Origin of the sequence: Janthinobacterium lividum, assembly GCF_034424625.1 — a bacterium.
Classification (GTDB): Bacteria; Pseudomonadota; Gammaproteobacteria; order Burkholderiales; family Burkholderiaceae_D; genus Janthinobacterium; species Janthinobacterium lividum.
This window is the reverse complement of the sequence record NZ_CP139976.1, coordinates 5,342,869-5,358,558: the sequence shown is the minus strand read 5'-3', so window position 1 is coordinate 5,358,558 and position 15,690 is coordinate 5,342,869. Positions and strand designations below refer to the sequence as shown.

General features: G+C 60.5%; 18 protein-coding genes. 14 read left to right on the top strand and 4 right to left on the bottom strand.

The window, feature by feature from the left end:
• Positions 1–20: 20 nt before the first annotated feature.
• Genes U0004_RS24195 through U0004_RS24185 form a run of 3 tightly spaced genes read left to right on the top strand, consistent with a single transcriptional unit; the run spans position 21 to position 2,741 of the window.
• Positions 21–1,238, top strand: coding sequence for an ABC transporter permease subunit (locus tag U0004_RS24195; RefSeq protein WP_034785169.1), 1,218 nt, complete (start codon positions 21–23; stop codon positions 1,236–1,238).
• Between the two features lie 13 nt (positions 1,239–1,251).
• The gene (locus U0004_RS24190) at positions 1,252–2,025 is read left to right on the top strand and encodes an ABC transporter ATP-binding protein (protein ID WP_034785170.1); all 774 of its coding nucleotides are present in this window, start codon (positions 1,252–1,254) and stop codon (positions 2,023–2,025) included.
• Positions 2,022–2,741, top strand: a complete 720-nt coding sequence (locus U0004_RS24185; RefSeq protein WP_070256673.1) for an ABC transporter ATP-binding protein — start codon at positions 2,022–2,024, stop codon at positions 2,739–2,741. Before U0004_RS24190 ends, U0004_RS24185 begins: the two co-directional genes overlap by 4 nt.
• A gap of 122 nt (positions 2,742–2,863) precedes the next feature.
• On the opposite strand, the gene U0004_RS24180 is transcribed toward U0004_RS24185, so the two are convergent.
• A complete protein-coding gene (locus tag U0004_RS24180) occupies positions 2,864–3,427 on the bottom strand; it encodes a phasin family protein (protein WP_070256671.1) in 564 nt (187 codons plus the stop codon).
• A gap of 350 nt (positions 3,428–3,777) precedes the next feature.
• On the opposite strand from U0004_RS24180, the gene U0004_RS24175 reads away from it, so the two are divergent.
• The 3 genes from U0004_RS24175 (at position 3,778) to pbpG (ending at position 6,692) form a co-directional block, all read left to right on the top strand.
• Positions 3,778–4,695 (top strand): DMT family transporter, encoded by a 918-nt coding sequence (locus U0004_RS24175; RefSeq protein WP_034785174.1) that lies wholly within the window; start codon positions 3,778–3,780, stop codon positions 4,693–4,695.
• Between the two features lie 26 nt (positions 4,696–4,721).
• A complete protein-coding gene (locus U0004_RS24170; RefSeq protein WP_034785176.1) occupies positions 4,722–5,441 on the top strand; it encodes a nitroreductase in 720 nt (239 codons plus the stop codon).
• 177 nt (positions 5,442–5,618) lie between these two features.
• Positions 5,619–6,692: a D-alanyl-D-alanine endopeptidase gene (pbpG, locus tag U0004_RS24165; protein WP_070256669.1), complete on the top strand. Its 1,074-nt coding sequence runs from the start codon at positions 5,619–5,621 to the stop codon at positions 6,690–6,692.
• A 33-nt stretch (positions 6,693–6,725) separates the two neighbouring features.
• Here pbpG and U0004_RS24160 read toward each other — a convergent pair whose 3' ends face one another.
• Positions 6,726–7,505: an IclR family transcriptional regulator gene (locus tag U0004_RS24160; RefSeq protein ID WP_034785179.1), complete on the bottom strand. Its 780-nt coding sequence runs from the start codon at positions 7,503–7,505 to the stop codon at positions 6,726–6,728.
• 151 nt (positions 7,506–7,656) lie between these two features.
• On the opposite strand from U0004_RS24160, the gene U0004_RS24155 reads away from it, so the two are divergent.
• From U0004_RS24155 to U0004_RS24120, 8 genes are all read left to right on the top strand, one after another.
• Positions 7,657–8,040 carry a diacylglycerol kinase gene (locus tag U0004_RS24155; RefSeq protein WP_035821531.1) on the top strand — a complete coding sequence of 128 codons (384 nt, stop codon included), beginning with the start codon at positions 7,657–7,659 and terminating at the stop codon, positions 8,038–8,040.
• A 260-nt stretch (positions 8,041–8,300) separates the two neighbouring features.
• Positions 8,301–9,305 (top strand): sulfate ABC transporter substrate-binding protein, encoded by a 1,005-nt coding sequence (locus tag U0004_RS24150; RefSeq protein WP_034785183.1) that lies wholly within the window; start codon positions 8,301–8,303, stop codon positions 9,303–9,305.
• 44 nt (positions 9,306–9,349) lie between these two features.
• The gene (locus U0004_RS24145) at positions 9,350–9,916 is read left to right on the top strand and encodes an RBBP9/YdeN family alpha/beta hydrolase (RefSeq protein ID WP_034747509.1); all 567 of its coding nucleotides are present in this window, start codon (positions 9,350–9,352) and stop codon (positions 9,914–9,916) included.
• A 45-nt stretch (positions 9,917–9,961) separates the two neighbouring features.
• Positions 9,962–10,600: a peroxiredoxin gene (locus U0004_RS24140; protein ID WP_034785187.1), complete on the top strand. Its 639-nt coding sequence runs from the start codon at positions 9,962–9,964 to the stop codon at positions 10,598–10,600.
• Between the two features lie 299 nt (positions 10,601–10,899).
• Entirely contained in the window at positions 10,900–11,709 is an 810-nt protein-coding gene (gene cysT, locus U0004_RS24135; protein ID WP_099408869.1) for a sulfate ABC transporter permease subunit CysT, read from the top strand.
• Positions 11,706–12,632: a sulfate ABC transporter permease subunit CysW gene (gene cysW, locus U0004_RS24130; RefSeq protein ID WP_070256709.1), complete on the top strand. Its 927-nt coding sequence runs from the start codon at positions 11,706–11,708 to the stop codon at positions 12,630–12,632. Before cysT ends, cysW begins: the two co-directional genes overlap by 4 nt.
• A 1-nt stretch (position 12,633) precedes the next feature.
• Positions 12,634–13,704: a sulfate/molybdate ABC transporter ATP-binding protein gene (locus tag U0004_RS24125; protein ID WP_034747519.1), complete on the top strand. Its 1,071-nt coding sequence runs from the start codon at positions 12,634–12,636 to the stop codon at positions 13,702–13,704.
• Positions 13,705–13,716: 12 nt separating this feature from the next.
• Positions 13,717–14,649: a CysB family HTH-type transcriptional regulator gene (locus U0004_RS24120; protein ID WP_070256667.1), complete on the top strand. Its 933-nt coding sequence runs from the start codon at positions 13,717–13,719 to the stop codon at positions 14,647–14,649.
• Here U0004_RS24120 and U0004_RS24115 read toward each other — a convergent pair.
• Both U0004_RS24115 and U0004_RS24110 read right to left on the bottom strand, forming a co-directional pair.
• The gene (locus tag U0004_RS24115) at positions 14,646–14,999 is read right to left on the bottom strand and encodes an MmcQ/YjbR family DNA-binding protein (RefSeq protein ID WP_070256665.1); all 354 of its coding nucleotides are present in this window, start codon (positions 14,997–14,999) and stop codon (positions 14,646–14,648) included. The genes U0004_RS24120 and U0004_RS24115 overlap by 4 nt on opposite strands.
• The gene (locus U0004_RS24110; protein ID WP_070256663.1) at positions 14,996–15,607 is read right to left on the bottom strand and encodes an immunity protein Imm33 domain-containing protein; all 612 of its coding nucleotides are present in this window, start codon (positions 15,605–15,607) and stop codon (positions 14,996–14,998) included. The genes U0004_RS24115 and U0004_RS24110 overlap by 4 nt, the downstream gene beginning before the upstream one ends.
• Positions 15,608–15,690 lie beyond the last annotated feature (83 nt).

The following is a 15,690-nucleotide window of genomic DNA, read 5'->3' as shown; positions in this document are numbered from 1 at the left end:
TGAAACTGGGAGAATAAATCATGGCACTACTCGATTTTGACGCTAAGAAAAATCCGACCAAAGCCTACGCCGGCATGCTGGGCCTGGCCGCGCTGCTGATGGTGTTCCCGTTTTTTGCCGCCCAGTTCGGCAACTCGTGGGTGCGCATCATCGACATGGCCTTGCTGTACATCATGCTGGCCCTGGGCCTGAACATCGTCGTCGGCTTTGCCGGCCTGCTTGACCTCGGCTACATCGCTTTCTATGCCGTGGGCGCCTACCTGACGGCCTTGCTGGCCTCGCCCCAGTTCGCCATCCTGCTCGAATCGGTGGTGAACCAGTATCCGGTGCTGGGCGAAACCCTGGTGCAGCTGATGGGTCCGGAAATCCGCGAAAACGGCATCCACCTGTCGATCTGGATCATCGTGCCGCTGGCCGCCTTTGTTGCCGGCCTGTTCGGCGCCCTGCTGGGTGCGCCCACATTAAAACTGCGCGGCGACTACCTGGCCATCGTGACCCTGGGCTTTGGCGAGATCATCCGCATCTTCATGAACAATTTGAACGACCCGATCAATTTCACGAATGGGCCGCAAGGCATCAATCTGATCGACCCCATCCGCATCTTCGGCGTCAACCTGGCGGGCGAGGCGGGCACCAACAGCACCGTCATGGTGGCCGGCTTTTCCATGCCGTCCGTGAATGCCTATTACTTTTTGTTCCTCTTCCTGTGCATCGCCGTCGTGTTCGTCACCAAGCGCCTGCAGCATTCGCGCCTGGGCCGCGCCTGGGTAGCCATCCGCGAAGACGAGATCGCCGCCAAGGCCATGGGCATCAATACGCGCAACGTGAAATTGCTGGCCTTTTCCATGGGCGCTTCGTTCGGCGGCGTGGCCGGCGCCATGTTTGCCTCGTTCCAGGGTTTTGTTTCGCCGGAATCGTTTTCGCTGACGGAGTCGATCGCCGTGCTGGCCATGGTGGTGCTGGGTGGCATCGGCCACATCCCCGGCGTGATCCTCGGTGGCGTGATCCTCGCCTCGATACCGGAAGTACTGCGCCACGTGGTGGAACCGGCCCAGCAGGCGCTGTTCGGCCACGTGGTGATCGAGGCGGAAGTGCTGCGCCAGCTGCTGTATGGCCTGGCCATGGTGTTGATCATGCTCAACCGTCCTGCCGGCCTGTGGCCATCGCCGAAGCACGAAGACCGGCCCGACCACGATGTGGACCAGCCGAACAAATCCACCGGCGTCGTGTCCGCTTAAGGGAGGGAATCACATGAGCGAACAGATCATTCTCAATATTGCCGGAGTAAACAAGCGTTTTGGCGGCTTGCAGGCGCTGACCGACGTGGGCATCACCATCCGGCAAGGCCAGATCTACGGCTTGATCGGCCCGAATGGCGCCGGCAAGACGACGTTTTTCAATGTGATCACCGGCCTGTACCAGCCCGATACGGGCACCTTCGAACTGGCCGGCAAGCCGTATTCGCCGTCCGCGCCGCACAAGGTGGCCAAAGCGGGCATCGCGCGCACCTTCCAGAACATCCGCCTGTTTGGCGACATGACGGCACTGGAAAACGTCATGGTGGGGCGCCACGTGCGCTCGCACCAGGGCGTGTTCGGCGCCATCTTCCGCCACAAGGCGGCGCGCGAGGAAGAGGCGTCCATCCGCAAGCGGGCCATGGAGCTGCTCGATTTCGTCGGCATCGCCCAGTTCGCCAGCCGCACGGCGCGCTTCCTGTCGTATGGCGACCAGCGGCGCCTGGAAATCGCCCGCGCGCTGGCCACTGATCCGACCCTGCTGGCCCTCGATGAGCCGGCGGCGGGCATGAATGCGACGGAAAAGCTGGCCCTGCGCGAGTTGCTGGTGAAAATCAAGGCGGAAGGCAAGACCGTGCTGTTGATCGAGCACGACGTGAAACTGATGATGGGACTGTGCGACCGCATCACGGTGCTCGAGTATGGCAAGCGCATCGCCGAAGGCTTGCCGGCCGAAATACAACAAAACCCGGCCGTCATCGAGGCTTACCTGGGGGGATCGCACGCATGAGTAATATATTGAAGGTGGCGGGCCTGCACGTGGCCTACGGCGGCATCAAGGCGGTGAAAGGCATCGACCTGGAAGTGAACGAGGGCGAGCTGATCGCCCTGATCGGCGCGAACGGCGCCGGCAAGACGACGACCTTGAAAGCCATCACGGGTACTTTGCCTGCCTGCAAGATCGAGGGCACGATCAGCTACTTGGGCGAGTCGCTGAAGGGCACGAAATCGTTTCACCTGGTGGAAAGGAAACTGGCCATGGTGCCGGAAGGGCGGGGCGTGTTTACCCGTATGTCGATCCGCGAAAACCTCATGATGGGCGCCTACACGCGCACGGACAAGGCGGGCGTCGAGGACGATATCGCCCGCTGGTTCGACGTGTTTCCCCGCCTGAAGGAACGGGCGGCGCAGATGGCCGGCACCCTGTCAGGCGGCGAGCAGCAGATGCTGGCCATGGCGCGTGCCCTGATGAGTCATCCGAAGCTGCTGCTGCTCGATGAGCCATCGATGGGCCTTTCGCCCATCATGGTCGAGAAAATTTTCGAGGTGATCCGCAAGGTGTCGTCCGAAGGCATCACGATTCTGTTGGTCGAACAAAATGCCCGCCTGGCCCTGCAGGCGGCGCACCGCGGCTATGTGATGGATTCCGGCCTGGTCACCATGGGCGGCAACGCGGCCGCCATGCTCGACGACCCGCGCGTGAAGGCGGCGTATCTGGGGGAGTAAGAGGGATCAGGCATAAAAAATGCCCCAGCTGGGCTGGGGCATAATGGCATCCGTCGGGGAAGTACGGGATGGATGCCTGGAGGAGCTGTTAACAACGGACCGCCGTAGCGGTCGCGCAGGAATTACTTGGCAGCGCGCGGCACGACTTTTTCAGCCGCTTGCGTGAACTGGTTCACGGCCGAGGTCAGGTTCGCTTCGATGGCTTCGACGGCTTGCTTGCTGGTTTTCGAGAATTGCTCGTAGCCTGCATTGGCGTTGCCGATGGCGCTTTTCAGGATGGCGACGGCGTTTTCCGAACCGGCTGGCGCGTTCTTGGTGACTTCTTCCACCAGCGACAGGACTTTGCGGTTGGTTTCAGCGATTTGCGATTCAGCAGCTTTGCTGAATTCGGCTTGCGTGCCGGACGTGATGGCAGCCAGGTGACGGCCGTAAGCGATGGCTTTTTCAGCGCCAGGCTGGGCTTGGGCAGCGGTCAGCGAGAAGAATTCTTGTGGATCTTTTGCCGACAGCAATTGCTTGGCGGCGGCGGTCGATTCTTCCAGCGTTGCCTTGGCAGCGGTCAGGTTCAGTTCGACGATCTTTTCGATGCCTTCGAAGGCTTTGCCCGTCAACGACGAGAACAGGGCGAATTGGGCTTCCAGGTTGGCTTTGGTAGCGGACGAAAATTGCTCAGGAATTGAAAACATATAAATCTCCAAAAAATCGAAATCTGGTTAATTTGATGCTGCGTGTACCGTTTGGGAAAGCAGGTGAATCTAAATTTTTCAAGCTGAACAAGAATTGTGCAACGCAACAAACCCTATTCTACGGCGAAAAAAAACGAAGTCAAGCGATTCTTGTGCGATGCAACAATTGAATAGATTTGCGTCAAAAGCCATTGTTTCTAAAGAGAAATATTTGATTTCTGAGTGTTAATGGTTTAGCCCTAAACCATTATTTCCCCGCCTTTCAGGACGGGTGCGGCGCAGCATGCTAGACTTTGCCTCCCGCACTGGCGCAGCGCCCCGGTGCCGATCCTGTTTCCCGAGTTGATACCATGTCCAATCTTCCCGCCGCGGCTGGCGCCAGCGGCAAAGCCTCTTTCCTGACGACCCTGGCGCCGATGGCCTTGCCCGGCTTCTTCGTGTTGTTATGGAGCACAGGTTTTATCGTGGCCAAGTTCGGCTTGCCGTATGCGCCGCCGCTGACCTTTTTGCTGCTGCGCTTCCTGGGCGTGCTGGTGATCCTGCTGCCGCTGGTGCTGCTGTTGCGCGCGCCGTGGCCCGTGGGCCAGTTCCGCCAGATCGCCGTGGCCGGCATATTGATGCAGGCCGGCTACCTGGCCGGCGTCTGGTGCGCCATCAAGCTGGGCATGCCGGCCGGCCTCTCTGCGTTAATTGTCGGCATGCAGCCCGTGCTGACGGCCTGCGCCGCGCCCCTGATCGGCGAATCCGTGCGCCCGCGCCAGTGGCTGGGCCTGTTCTTTGGCTTGCTGGGCGTGGCCCTCGTCGTGTATGCGAAGATCAACCTCGTGGGCCTGACGGTGGAAAGCGTGCTGCTGTGCGTGTTCGCCCTGCTGTCGATGACGGCCGGCACCATGTACCAAAAACGCCACTGCCCGCAATTCGACTTGCGTACCGGCACGGTGGTGCAGTTTGCCGCCTCCATCGTGGTGGTCTTGCCATTCGCCCTGTATTACGAAGGACTGGACTTGCATTTCAGTAATGTGCAATGGACGGCGAATTTTATCGGCGCCCTGCTGTGGTCGGTACTCGTGCTGTCCATCGGCGCCATCTTCCTGCTGTTCGCCCTGATCCGCCGCAGTGATGCGACGAAAGTGACGGGCCTGCTGTACCTGACGCCGCCCACGACGGCCGTGATGGCCTGGCTGATGTTTGGCGAAGCCTTTAATATGCTGGGCATCGCCGGCATGCTGGTGGCCGTGGTCGGCGTGGTGTTCGTGGTCAAGAAATAGACTAGATATAGCGGGAGAGCAGGGCAGTGAGCAAGCAAGCATCTGAAACACAGTCGGCGCAGCAAGCCGTGGACGCCGTCATCGTGTCGCGCCGTTCGATCCGCGCCTTTTTGCCCACGCCGGTGGCGCAGGACGATATTGCGCGCATCCTGGAGGTGGCGGCGCGCGCGCCATCGGGCGCCAACATGCAGCCGTGGAAAGTGTATGTGCTGTCGGGCGAAGCGCGCCTGCGCCTGTCGCGCCGCATCCTGGCCGCCTACGACGCGCCCAAGGCAGCCGATGCGCCCGCGCGCACGGCGTCGTACACCTATTACCCGCGCCAGTGGACGGCGCCGTTCATCGAGCGCCGCCGCAAGATCGGCCTGGACCTGTACCAGCTGCTGGGCCTGGAGCGTGGCGACACGGCCGGCATGGCGGCCCAGCATGGACGCAATTTCCAGTTTTTCGATGCGCCCGTGGGCCTGATCTTTACCATCGAACGGGTGCTGGAACAGGGTTCCTGGCTCGACTACGGCATGTTCTTGCAAAACATCATGCTGGCAGCGCGCGCGCGGGGACTCGATACCTGCCCGCAAGCGGCCTTCATCCATTACCATGACATCATCCGCGACGAGCTGGGCGTGCCGGCCAGCGAAATGGTGGTGTGCGGCATGGCCCTCGGCCATGCCGACCCGGACAAGGTCGAGAACCGCCTGAACACGGAACGCGAGCCGCTGGCCGGCTTTGTTAAATTCATGGACAAATAGACATTACTGGCGACGGACACGGTCAAACAAGCGGTTAAGGATGAGTTTGTTTGCTGATCGCCAACGATTTGTATTTCATTGCTGCAATAAATACTGTCCTAACTGTTAAATAGACTTGCGATTACTCTGCATTTCGCTACACTGCAATAAGGCAACAGCTTCACGGGGAATTATCGAATGGCTAAGTTTAAACTTGCGCTGGGTATCCTGGCTTCCCTGCTGTTTGCGCTGGCGCCGGCTGCGGCCGTGCACGCCAAGGAAGCGAACGGCAAATCCTCTGCGTCCAAGAAACAAAATACCAAGAAAGTCAAAGTCGTGCTGCGCAAGGGCGCGACGGCCGCGCCGCGCGAAAAGACCGTGCGCCGGGTCGTCATGGTGCGCGGCAAGCGCAAAGTCATCTATCAAAAAGTCAGCAGCGTGGCCGTGCCCATGGCCGCACCGATGCCGACCATGGGCGATCTGGCCGGCCTGAACCTGACGCGTGATCCGCTCGACCTCAAGTCCAGCGTGGCGCTGGTGCTGGACCAGGCCAATGCGGAAGTGCTGTTTGAAAAGAATTCCAATGTGGCCTTGCCCATCGCCTCCATCACCAAGATGATGACGGGCCTGGTGGTGGTCGAAGCGCGCCAGGACATGGATGAAGTGCTGACGATCACGGACGAGGACGTTGACCGCGCCAAGTTCAGCAGTTCGCGCCTGAAAGTGGGTTCGCAATTGACGCGCGCGAATATGCTGCACATCGCCTTGATGAGCTCGGAAAACCGCGCCGCCTCGGCGCTGGGCCGTAACTATCCGGGCGGCTTGCCGGCGTTTGTCGACGCCATGAACAGCAAGGCGCGCCAGCTGGGCATGATGGATACGCATTATGTCGATTCCAGCGGCCTGTCGAAAATGAACGTGGCCAGCGCGCGCGACCTGGGCAAGCTGGCCATGGCCGCCTTCCGCCATCCGCTGCTGCGCGAGTACTCGACGGACCCGAAAGCCATCGTCGAAGCCAGTGGCCAGCCCATGCAATTTGGCAATACGAATCACCTGGTGGCCAACCCCGGTTGGGAAATCGGCTTGCAAAAGACGGGTTTTATCAATGAGGCGGGACGTTGTTTGATGATGCAGGCTGTCATCGAAGGACGGGCCGTGATCATGGTCTTCCTCGATTCCAAGGGTAAGCAGTCGCGTACGGCCGATGCGGGACGCATGCGCAAGTGGCTCGAAGCACTGAAACCAGCCAATATGAGCCTGCCCGGCGGCTAAAAATATACAGGGTAGCGTAGCTGCCCTGTATATTTAGTCTTGCGGGATATAGCCCAGCGTGACGGAAATCTGGTTCGCCGTTTCCACCAGGTCCACCAGCCACTCATCCTGCAGACGGTCGGCCGGTGCCGAGATCGACAGGCCGGCGATCAGCTTGCCGGAGTCGTCGCGGATGCCGGCGGCCATGCAGCGCACGCCCAGTTCCAGCTCTTCATTGTCGCGCGCATAGCCGCGCTCGCGCACCAGGCTCAGTTCGCGCTCGAGTTTTTGCAGATCCGTGATGGAATTCTTGTTGTGTCCGGCCAGGCCCGTGCGCGTGGCATACGCGCGGATGGCTTTCGGCTCGTCCACCGACAGGAACAGCTTGCCGGTCGAGGTCAGGTGGAGCGGGCCGCGGCCGCCGATGGCGCGCACCACCTGCATGCCCGAGCGTTCGGAAAAGGCGCGGTCGATGTAGACGATCTCGTCGCCCTGGCGCACGGACAGGTTGATGGTTTGCTGGGTTTTCTTGTGCAGCTGGCGCATGAAGTCCAGCGCCGCTTCGCGCACGCTGAGGCGGCTTTTCACCACATTGCCCAGTTCCAGCAGGCGCATGCCCAGCCGGTACGTGCCCGGTTCGATGCGGTCGACAAAGCGCGTCAGCACCATGTCGTTGAGAATGCGGTGCGCCGTCGAGGGGTGTAGGCCGGAAACCTTCGACAATTCCTTCAGGCTGACCGGGTCCGAATATTTCGCCAGGGCATCAAGCAGGGCGACCATGCGTTCGATCACCTGTATCGTTGTCTTGGGGGCCGCGACCGGTTCAATTTTCATGATGGATTTGGTGCAATGCAGTATTCATGCTTCTTTATACCATAATGTGAAAAAATAGTGAAATGTTCCGAGATATTCAGCGAATAAATGGTCACAGTGCTATGTCGCCCCCATAATGTGCCCACTGCACTTGATTTACATATGGAAAACTATGCAACCTGTAAATGAATTCAAAAGTAAGAGTGGCTTGAAGCGGATTTTTTCCGCTTTTTTCTACTCGCTTGATGGCTTGAAAGCGGCCTGGCGCCACGAACACGCGTTCCGCCAGGAACTGGGCCTGTTCGTCGTCGGCACGGTGATCGCCTTGCTGCTGCGCATCTCCGCCTTTGAAAAACTGGTGCTGATCGGCGTGCTGCTGCTGGTGCTGATCGTCGAACTGATCAATTCCGCAATCGAAGCCGTGGTCGACCGCATCTCGCTGGAGCGCCATCCGCTGTCGAAGAACGCCAAGGACTTCGGCAGCGCGGCCGTGCTGCTGACCTGCATCCTAGCCTTCGCCACCTGGGCTGTTGTCCTGTTCAACCGTTTTTATTGAACACCTGTCAAAACCTACTGCGCGTCGGTATAGGCAGCCTGTGATGCTCACTGTGCGTTCGCACAGTTGCGCTTCTCGACCGCCTCTCCCTTCCGCTCGCTACGGTTTTGTCAGGTGTCCTTGGTCTTAACCGCTAAATCCCCGTTGCGCGCCGTCCATATGCGAAAAATGTATATCAAACGGCGAAACGCTTCGTTCTCTTTGCGGCCATAGCGCCGTAATCTGGTGGTTCTGAAAGTTCAACCACTCGGGGATCTTAGATGCTGTCGAAAAAAATCATCATTGCCGCCGCCATCAGCGCGTTTGCCATTCTGCAAACGGCGCAGGCTGCCGATATCACCCTGCTCAACGTGTCGTATGACCCGACGCGCGAGCTGTACCAGGATGTGAACACGGCATTTGCCAAGGAGTGGAAAGGCAAGACGGGCGACAACGTCAAGATCAAGCAATCGCACGGTGGTTCCGGCAAGCAGGCGCGCGGCGTCATCGATGGCCTGGAAGCGGACGTCGTGACCCTGGCCCTGGCCTATGACATCGATGCGCTGGCCGAGCACAAGCTGCTGGCCGCCGACTGGCAGAAGCGCTTGACGCACAACAGCTCGCCGTACACCTCGACCATCGTGTTCCTGGTGCGCAAGGGCAACCCGAAAGGCATCAAGGATTGGAATGACTTGATCAAGCCGGGCGTCTCCGTCATCACGCCGAACCCGAAAACCTCGGGCGGCGCCCGCTGGAACCACCTGGCAGCGTGGGGCTACGCGCTGCGCCAGCCGGGCGGCAACGAAGCGAAGGCCAAGGATTTCCTCGGCAAACTGTACAAGAACGTGCCCGTGCTCGACTCCGGCGCGCGCGGCGCCACCACCACGTTTGTTGAGCGCGGCATCGGCGACGTGCTGATCGCCTGGGAAAACGAGGCCTACCTGGCCGTCAAGGAACTGGGGCCGACCAAGTTTGACATCATCACCCCGTCCGTCAGCATCCTGGCCGAGCCGCCCGTCGCCGTCGTCGACAAGTTTGCCGACAAGCACGGCACGCGCAAGGTGGCCGAGGCTTACCTGAACTACCTGTACACGGACGAAGCGCAAGACATCATCGCGAAGAATTACTATCGTCCGGCAACGGACAAGGCGGCGAAGAAATACGCGTCGCAGTTTGCCAAGGTCAACCTGTTCACCATCGAGCAAGTGGCGGGTGGCTGGACGGCGGCACAGAAGGCGCACTTTGCCGACGGCGGCATCTTCGACCAGATCTACCAGCCTAAATAATATCGGATGGCACGATTGCCAGACCGTTACTAAAAGGATCCACCATGGCGCTGCGCAGCTTTTCCGATTACCGGGTACTGATCGTGCCGGGCTTGCATAACAGCGGTCCCGAGCACTGGCAGAGCCGCTGGCAGCGTCTGTATCCGCAATTCGAGCGGGTCGAGCAGGACGACTGGAACGCTCCCGACCTGGCCACCTGGTCGGCGCGCCTGGACCAGGTACGGCGGCAGGATGCGCGCCCGACCCTGATCGTGGCCCACAGCTTCGGCTGCCTGACGACGGCGCACAGCCTGGCCCGCGATCCGCAGGGCGTGGCTGGCGTGCTGCTGGTGGGGCCGGCCGATCCCGACAAGTTTGGCGTGGCGAAGGCATTGCCGCAAAAGCGGTTGCCTTGCCCCGGCATATTGATCGCCAGCCAGACCGACCCATGGATGACGGCCGAACACGCGGCGCAGTGGGCACGGCGCTGGAATTGCAAGTATATTGATGGCGGTGCACTGGGTCATATCAACGCCGAGTCGCGCCTCGGTGACTGGGTCTACGGCCAGGCGCAACTGCAAACACTGTTTGATCTGGCGCAAAGCGACAAGCGCCACCGTCAGGCAGCCTGATTCGACGCACATCCCATTGCCACACAACCTCACAAGGAGATCACGATGACTTTACGCCTGGGCGATGTCGCCCCTGATTTTGAACAAGACAGCTCGATCGGCCCGCTCAAGTTCCACGAGTGGGCGGGCAATTCCTGGGTGGTGCTGTTTTCCCACCCGGCCGACTTTACCCCCGTGTGCACGACGGAACTGGGCCTGACGGCCAAGCTCAAACCGGAATTCGACAAGCGCAACGTGAAGGCCATCGCGCTGTCCGTGGATGCGGCCGAATCGCACAAAAGCTGGATCAAGGATATCGAAGAGACGCAAAACACGGTGGTGGGCTTCCCCATCATCGCCGACGTCGACAAGAAAGTATCGGTGCTGTACGACATGATTCACCCGGAACAGTCTGTCACGGCCACCGTGCGCTCCGTCTTCATCGTCGATCCGAACAAGAAAGTGCGCCTGATCCTCACGTATCCGCTGAGCACGGGTCGCAACTTCAATGAAATCCTGCGCGTCATCGATGCCCTGCAACTGACGGACGGCTACACGGTGGCCACGCCCGGCAACTGGAAAGATGGCGACGACGTCATCATTCCATTGACCGTGCAAGACCCGGACGTGATCAAGCAGAAATATCCGAAGGGCTTTACGGCCGCGAAACCATACTTGCGCCTCACGCCGCAGCCAAACAAGTAAGAACGGGGTCAGATCCTATGGGTCTGACCTCAGCCGTCAAGGTGTTGGGTTAAGTGTGTGCCCAACCCCACCCCAAAAGCCGGGGTCGGACCCACAGGGTCCGACCCCTTTTTTTTCGCCCAGCGTTTCCATCGGCAACTATGCAAAATCCATCTAAGCAAATGAGAAATGGTTAGTTCTTTTTATAACGATTGCATGTGATTATTGCGGCCTATAACTCAAAAATGTAATAAGAAGGAGTTTCTATGTCTGCAGCATCAGCAGCACCGCTCAAGGCGCGCGGAGCGCCGTTTCGGGTCATGCCGGGGTTTAAGCTGTCACTGGGCTTCACGCTCTTTTACCTGGCCTTGATCGTCCTCATTCCGCTGTCGTCGGTGTTCCTGAAAACTTTCACCATGACGTGGGACGCCTTCTTCAGCGCCGTCACGTCCGACCGCGTGATGGCGTCGTACCGCCTGACGTTTGGCGCTTCGCTGATCGCCGCGCTGCTGAACGTGGTGTTTGGCGGCATCCTGGCCTGGGTGCTGGTGCGCTATAAATTCCCCGGCAAGCGCATCATCGACGCGCTGGTCGACTTGCCGTTCGCCTTGCCGACGGCCGTGGCCGGCATCACCCTGACGGCCTTGTATTCGTCGAACGGCTGGTTCGGCCAGTTCATCGAAGGCGTGCTGGGCATCAAGGTGGCATTCACGCCGCTGGGCGTGGTGGTGGCGCTGACCTTCATCGGCTTGCCGTTTGTCGTGCGCACCGTGCAACCGGTGCTGGAAGACGCGGAAAAGGAACTGGAGGAAGCGGCCGCCAGCCTGGGCGCCAATTCCCTGCAAACGTTTATCCGCGTCATCTTCCCCACGATTTTGCCATCCTTGCTGACGGGCTTTGCGCTGGCTTTCGCCCGCGCCACGGGCGAATACGGTTCCGTGATCTTTATCGCCGGCAATATGCCCATGGTGTCGGAAATCACGCCGCTGTTCATCATTACCAAGCTGGAGCAATACGATTACGCGGGCGCCACGGCCATCGCCGTGGTGATGCTGGTGGTCTCCTTTTTGCTGTTGTTGACGATTAACCTGCTGCAAGCATGGACGCGCGGAAAGGCGAAGAAATCATGAGTACGAATACGACTGCCATCGCTGGCGTGGACCATGCGCGCCCGACGGCGCGCCGCTTCGAGCCGAATGTCGGCCCCGTCGTGCTGGAACCATTGTGGGTGCGCACGGTATTGATCACCATCGCCTTGCTGTTCCTGACGACCTTTTTGATCGTGCCCCTGGTGGCCGTGTTTGCGGAAGCGTTCAAGAAGGGCTGGGAGGCGTATATCGCCGCCATCATCGACCCGGACGCGATTTCCGCCATCAAGCTGACCCTGATCACGGCGGCCATCGCCGTGCCGCTGAACCTGGTATTCGGCGTGGCCGCTTCCTGGTGCATCGCCAAGTTCGACTTCCGCGGCAAGAGTATCTTGCTGACCCTGATCGACTTGCCGTTTTCCGTCTCGCCCGTGATTTCCGGCCTGATCTATGTGCTGATGTTTGGCGCCCAGGGCTGGTTCGGCCCGTGGCTGCAGGCGCACGACATCAAGATCCTGTTTGCCGTGCCCGGCATCGTGCTGGCCACCATTTTTATTACCTTCCCGTTCGTGGCGCGTGAACTGATCCCGCTGATGCAGTCGCAGGGCAGCGAAGAGGAAGAGGCCGCCATCGTGCTGGGCGCGTCGGGCTGGAATACCTTCCGCCGAGTCACCTTGCCGAACATCAAGTGGGGTCTGCTGTATGGCGTGATCCTGTGTAACGCCCGCGCCATGGGCGAGTTCGGCGCCGTGTCCGTCGTGTCCGGCCATATCCGCGGCGAAACCAACACCATGCCGCTGCAGGTGGAGATTCTGTACAACGAGTACAACTTCGCCGCCGCGTTTGCCGTCGCCTCGCTGCTGGCCCTGCTGGCCCTGGTGACCCTGGCCTTGAAAGCCTTCATTGAGTGGCGTTTGAACGAGAGCGACGCCGACGATTCCGCCTTACGTTCTACGGAGCACTGATATGACCATCGCAGTTAAAAACATCCACAAGCGTTTCGGCGATTTCGTCGCCCTCGACAATATCTCGCTGGACTTTCCCGCCGGCGAACTGACGGCCCTGCTGGGTCCATCCGGTTGCGGCAAGACCACCTTGTTGCGCATTATTGCGGGCCTCGAACATCCGGACAGCGGCCAGGTGCTGCTGGACGCGGAAGACGCGTCGAACCGCCACGTGCGCGAGCGCCAAGTCGGTTTCGTCTTCCAGCATTACGCGCTGTTCAAGCACATGACGGTATTCGAGAACGTGGCCTTCGGCTTGCGCGTGAAGTCGCGCAGCGAGCGCCCGTCGGAAGACCAGATCCGCCGCAAGGTGAAGGATTTGCTGGAACTGGTGCAGCTGGACTGGCTGGCCGACCGCTATCCGCCGCAGCTGTCGGGCGGGCAACGCCAGCGCATCGCCCTGGCGCGCGCGCTGGCCGTCGAGCCCCGCGTGTTGCTGCTGGACGAACCGTTCGGCGCCCTGGATGCCAAGGTGCGCAAGGAATTGCGCCGCTGGCTGCGCCGCCTGCATGACGACTTGCACGTGACCAGCATTTTCGTCACGCATGACCAGGAAGAAGCGCTGGAAGTGGCGGACCAGGTGGTGCTGATGAACAAGGGCACGGTCGAGCAACTCGGTTCCCCGGAGCAAGTCTACAACCACCCGGCTTCGCCCTTCGTGTATGGCTTCCTGGGCAACGTCAACCTGTTCCACGGCCGCGTGCACGACGGCGTGATGGCCACCGGCGACGCCAGCTTCGAGGTGCCCGATTACGCGGGCGTGAGCGACAGCAAGGGCACGGCCTATGTGCGTCCGCACGACCTGGAAATCGACCGCTACACGCAGGGCGCGGAAGGCATCGTCGTGAAACTGAGCCGCGCCCATGCGATTGGCCCGCTGGCCCAGCTGGATTTGCAGCGCGTGGATAACAGCGAGCTGATCGAAGCTGTGATGTCGAACGAGCGTTTTACCCATCTGCAGCTGAAGGAAGGCGAGACATTGGTTGTCCGCCCGAAACGCCTCCATGTATTTGTTGAACCCACCCGAACTTGATACAGGATAGCCATGAACTTTCAACAATTGCGATCGATCCGCGAAGCGGCCCGCCGCGGCTATAACCTGACGGAAGTGGCCAACGCCCTGTTCACGTCGCAGCCGGGCGTGAGCCGGCAAATCCGCGAACTCGAGGATGAGCTGGGCGTGGTGATTTTCGAGCGCAACGGCAAGCGTTTGACGGGCTTGACGGAGCCGGGCAAGGGCATCCTGAAGATCGTCGACCGCCTCTTGATCGAGGCGGAAAACCTGCAGCAGGCCAGCCTCGAATACAGCGGCCAGACCAGCGGCACCTTATCGGTGGCGGCCACGCACACGCAGGCGCGCTATGCGTTGCCGAAAGTGGTGCAAAGCTTCCGCGCCGCTTTCCCCGACGTGCGTATCGCGCTGCAGCAAAGCGCGCCCGAGCACATCGCGGAATGGGTGTTGTCCGGCAAGACCGATATCGGCATCGCCACGGAAGGCTTGAGCCAGTTCCCCGACCTCGTGTCGTTCCCGTGCTACCGCTGGAGCCATTTGATCGTCGTGCCGGACGGGCACCCGCTGCTCGAGCATTCGCCCATCCGCCTGGAAGACCTGGCGAAATATCCGCTGATTACCTACGACAAGGGTTTCACGGGACGCGGCCATATCGACGACGCCTTCGCCAAGGCGGGCGTGGCGACCGATATTATTCTCACTGCCATGGATTCCGACGTCATCAAGCAATACGTGGCGCTGGGCCTGGGCGTGGGCATCGTCGCCTCGATGGCCTTTGACCATGGCCGCGACAAGGGTCTGCGGGCCGTGGAAGCGTCGCATCTGTTCGCCACCAACACGACGCGCCTGGCCGTGCGCCGCGGCGCCTACCTGCGCGCGTACGCCTATGAGTTCATCCTGCAACTGGCGCCGGACCTGACGCGCGAAGACATCGACCGTGCCATGGCGGGCGAGGACGCCCTCTAGGCGATGGCTGCCCTTTGCGCGCGCGTCAGGCTGGCCACGGCGCGCGCGTAGCTATCCTGTACCAGCTCCGCCAGATAATCGGCCGGGAAGCGCGCCACATCCACGATCGTCACCCAGTGAAAGCGGCCCATGTAACGGGCCGGTTTCACGCCCGGCATGTCCGTCAGTTCGATAAAGCGCCCGGCGCTGCCCCGCAGGCTGAAGCGCCACTGCTCCGGTGCGCTGGTCTTGAAATAAGCAAATTTTTTCCCCGCCACTGCATACACGAGGATATTCGACGGCGCACCGTACAGCACGGCTTGCGCGCCGGGCAGGGCCGCGCAAAATTCCTTCAATTCATCTATTGTCATTCGTCAACCGCCATGAATTGTTGCGTGTTGTGGTCGAAGGCATAGGCCGCGCCGGCCGGAGCATCCAGCAGGGCAATAAAACGGTCGTCCACGCTGAGCACGGCGCCCAGCGACACGAGGGCCACGTTGGCGCTGTCGTGCATGTAGTCGTCGCTCTCGTCGTTGGCCGTGAAGCGCCAGCCGCTGTCGTCGTCGTTGTCCGGCTCCTCGCGGTACAGATAACCGACGGGCGCGCCGTCTTCCAGCACTTTTTTCGTCACGAAGCACAGGCCCGCGTAGCGGTTGACGAGGTTATCGTCATCGTCGTGCTGGGTATTGATGATGTGGCGCGCATCGAAGGCGACGGGGTCTTTGGCCTGTAAATCCTGGATGTAGCCGGGCATGTTGTCGAGCTTGCCGGTGAAGTGGCCATGCGGTTCGACCGTATCCACCAGCACCCACATGCGCTCGGCGCCCGGCGCTTGCGGATCGTCGCTGTGGAAGGCGAAGATCAGCTTGACCACCTCGCCGGGGCGCACCTGGGCGATGGCCTCGGGTGGCGATTTATAGAAAGTGTAGGGATGGCGCGCCGCCAGTTCGGCGGCGTCGGCCAGGTGCCAGCTGGGCATGGTTGCTTATCCGTGATCAAAAAGAGTAAGACCCATGGTAGCCGATTGCGTGTCAGGATGACCACGCATACCTTCCGGCTTGC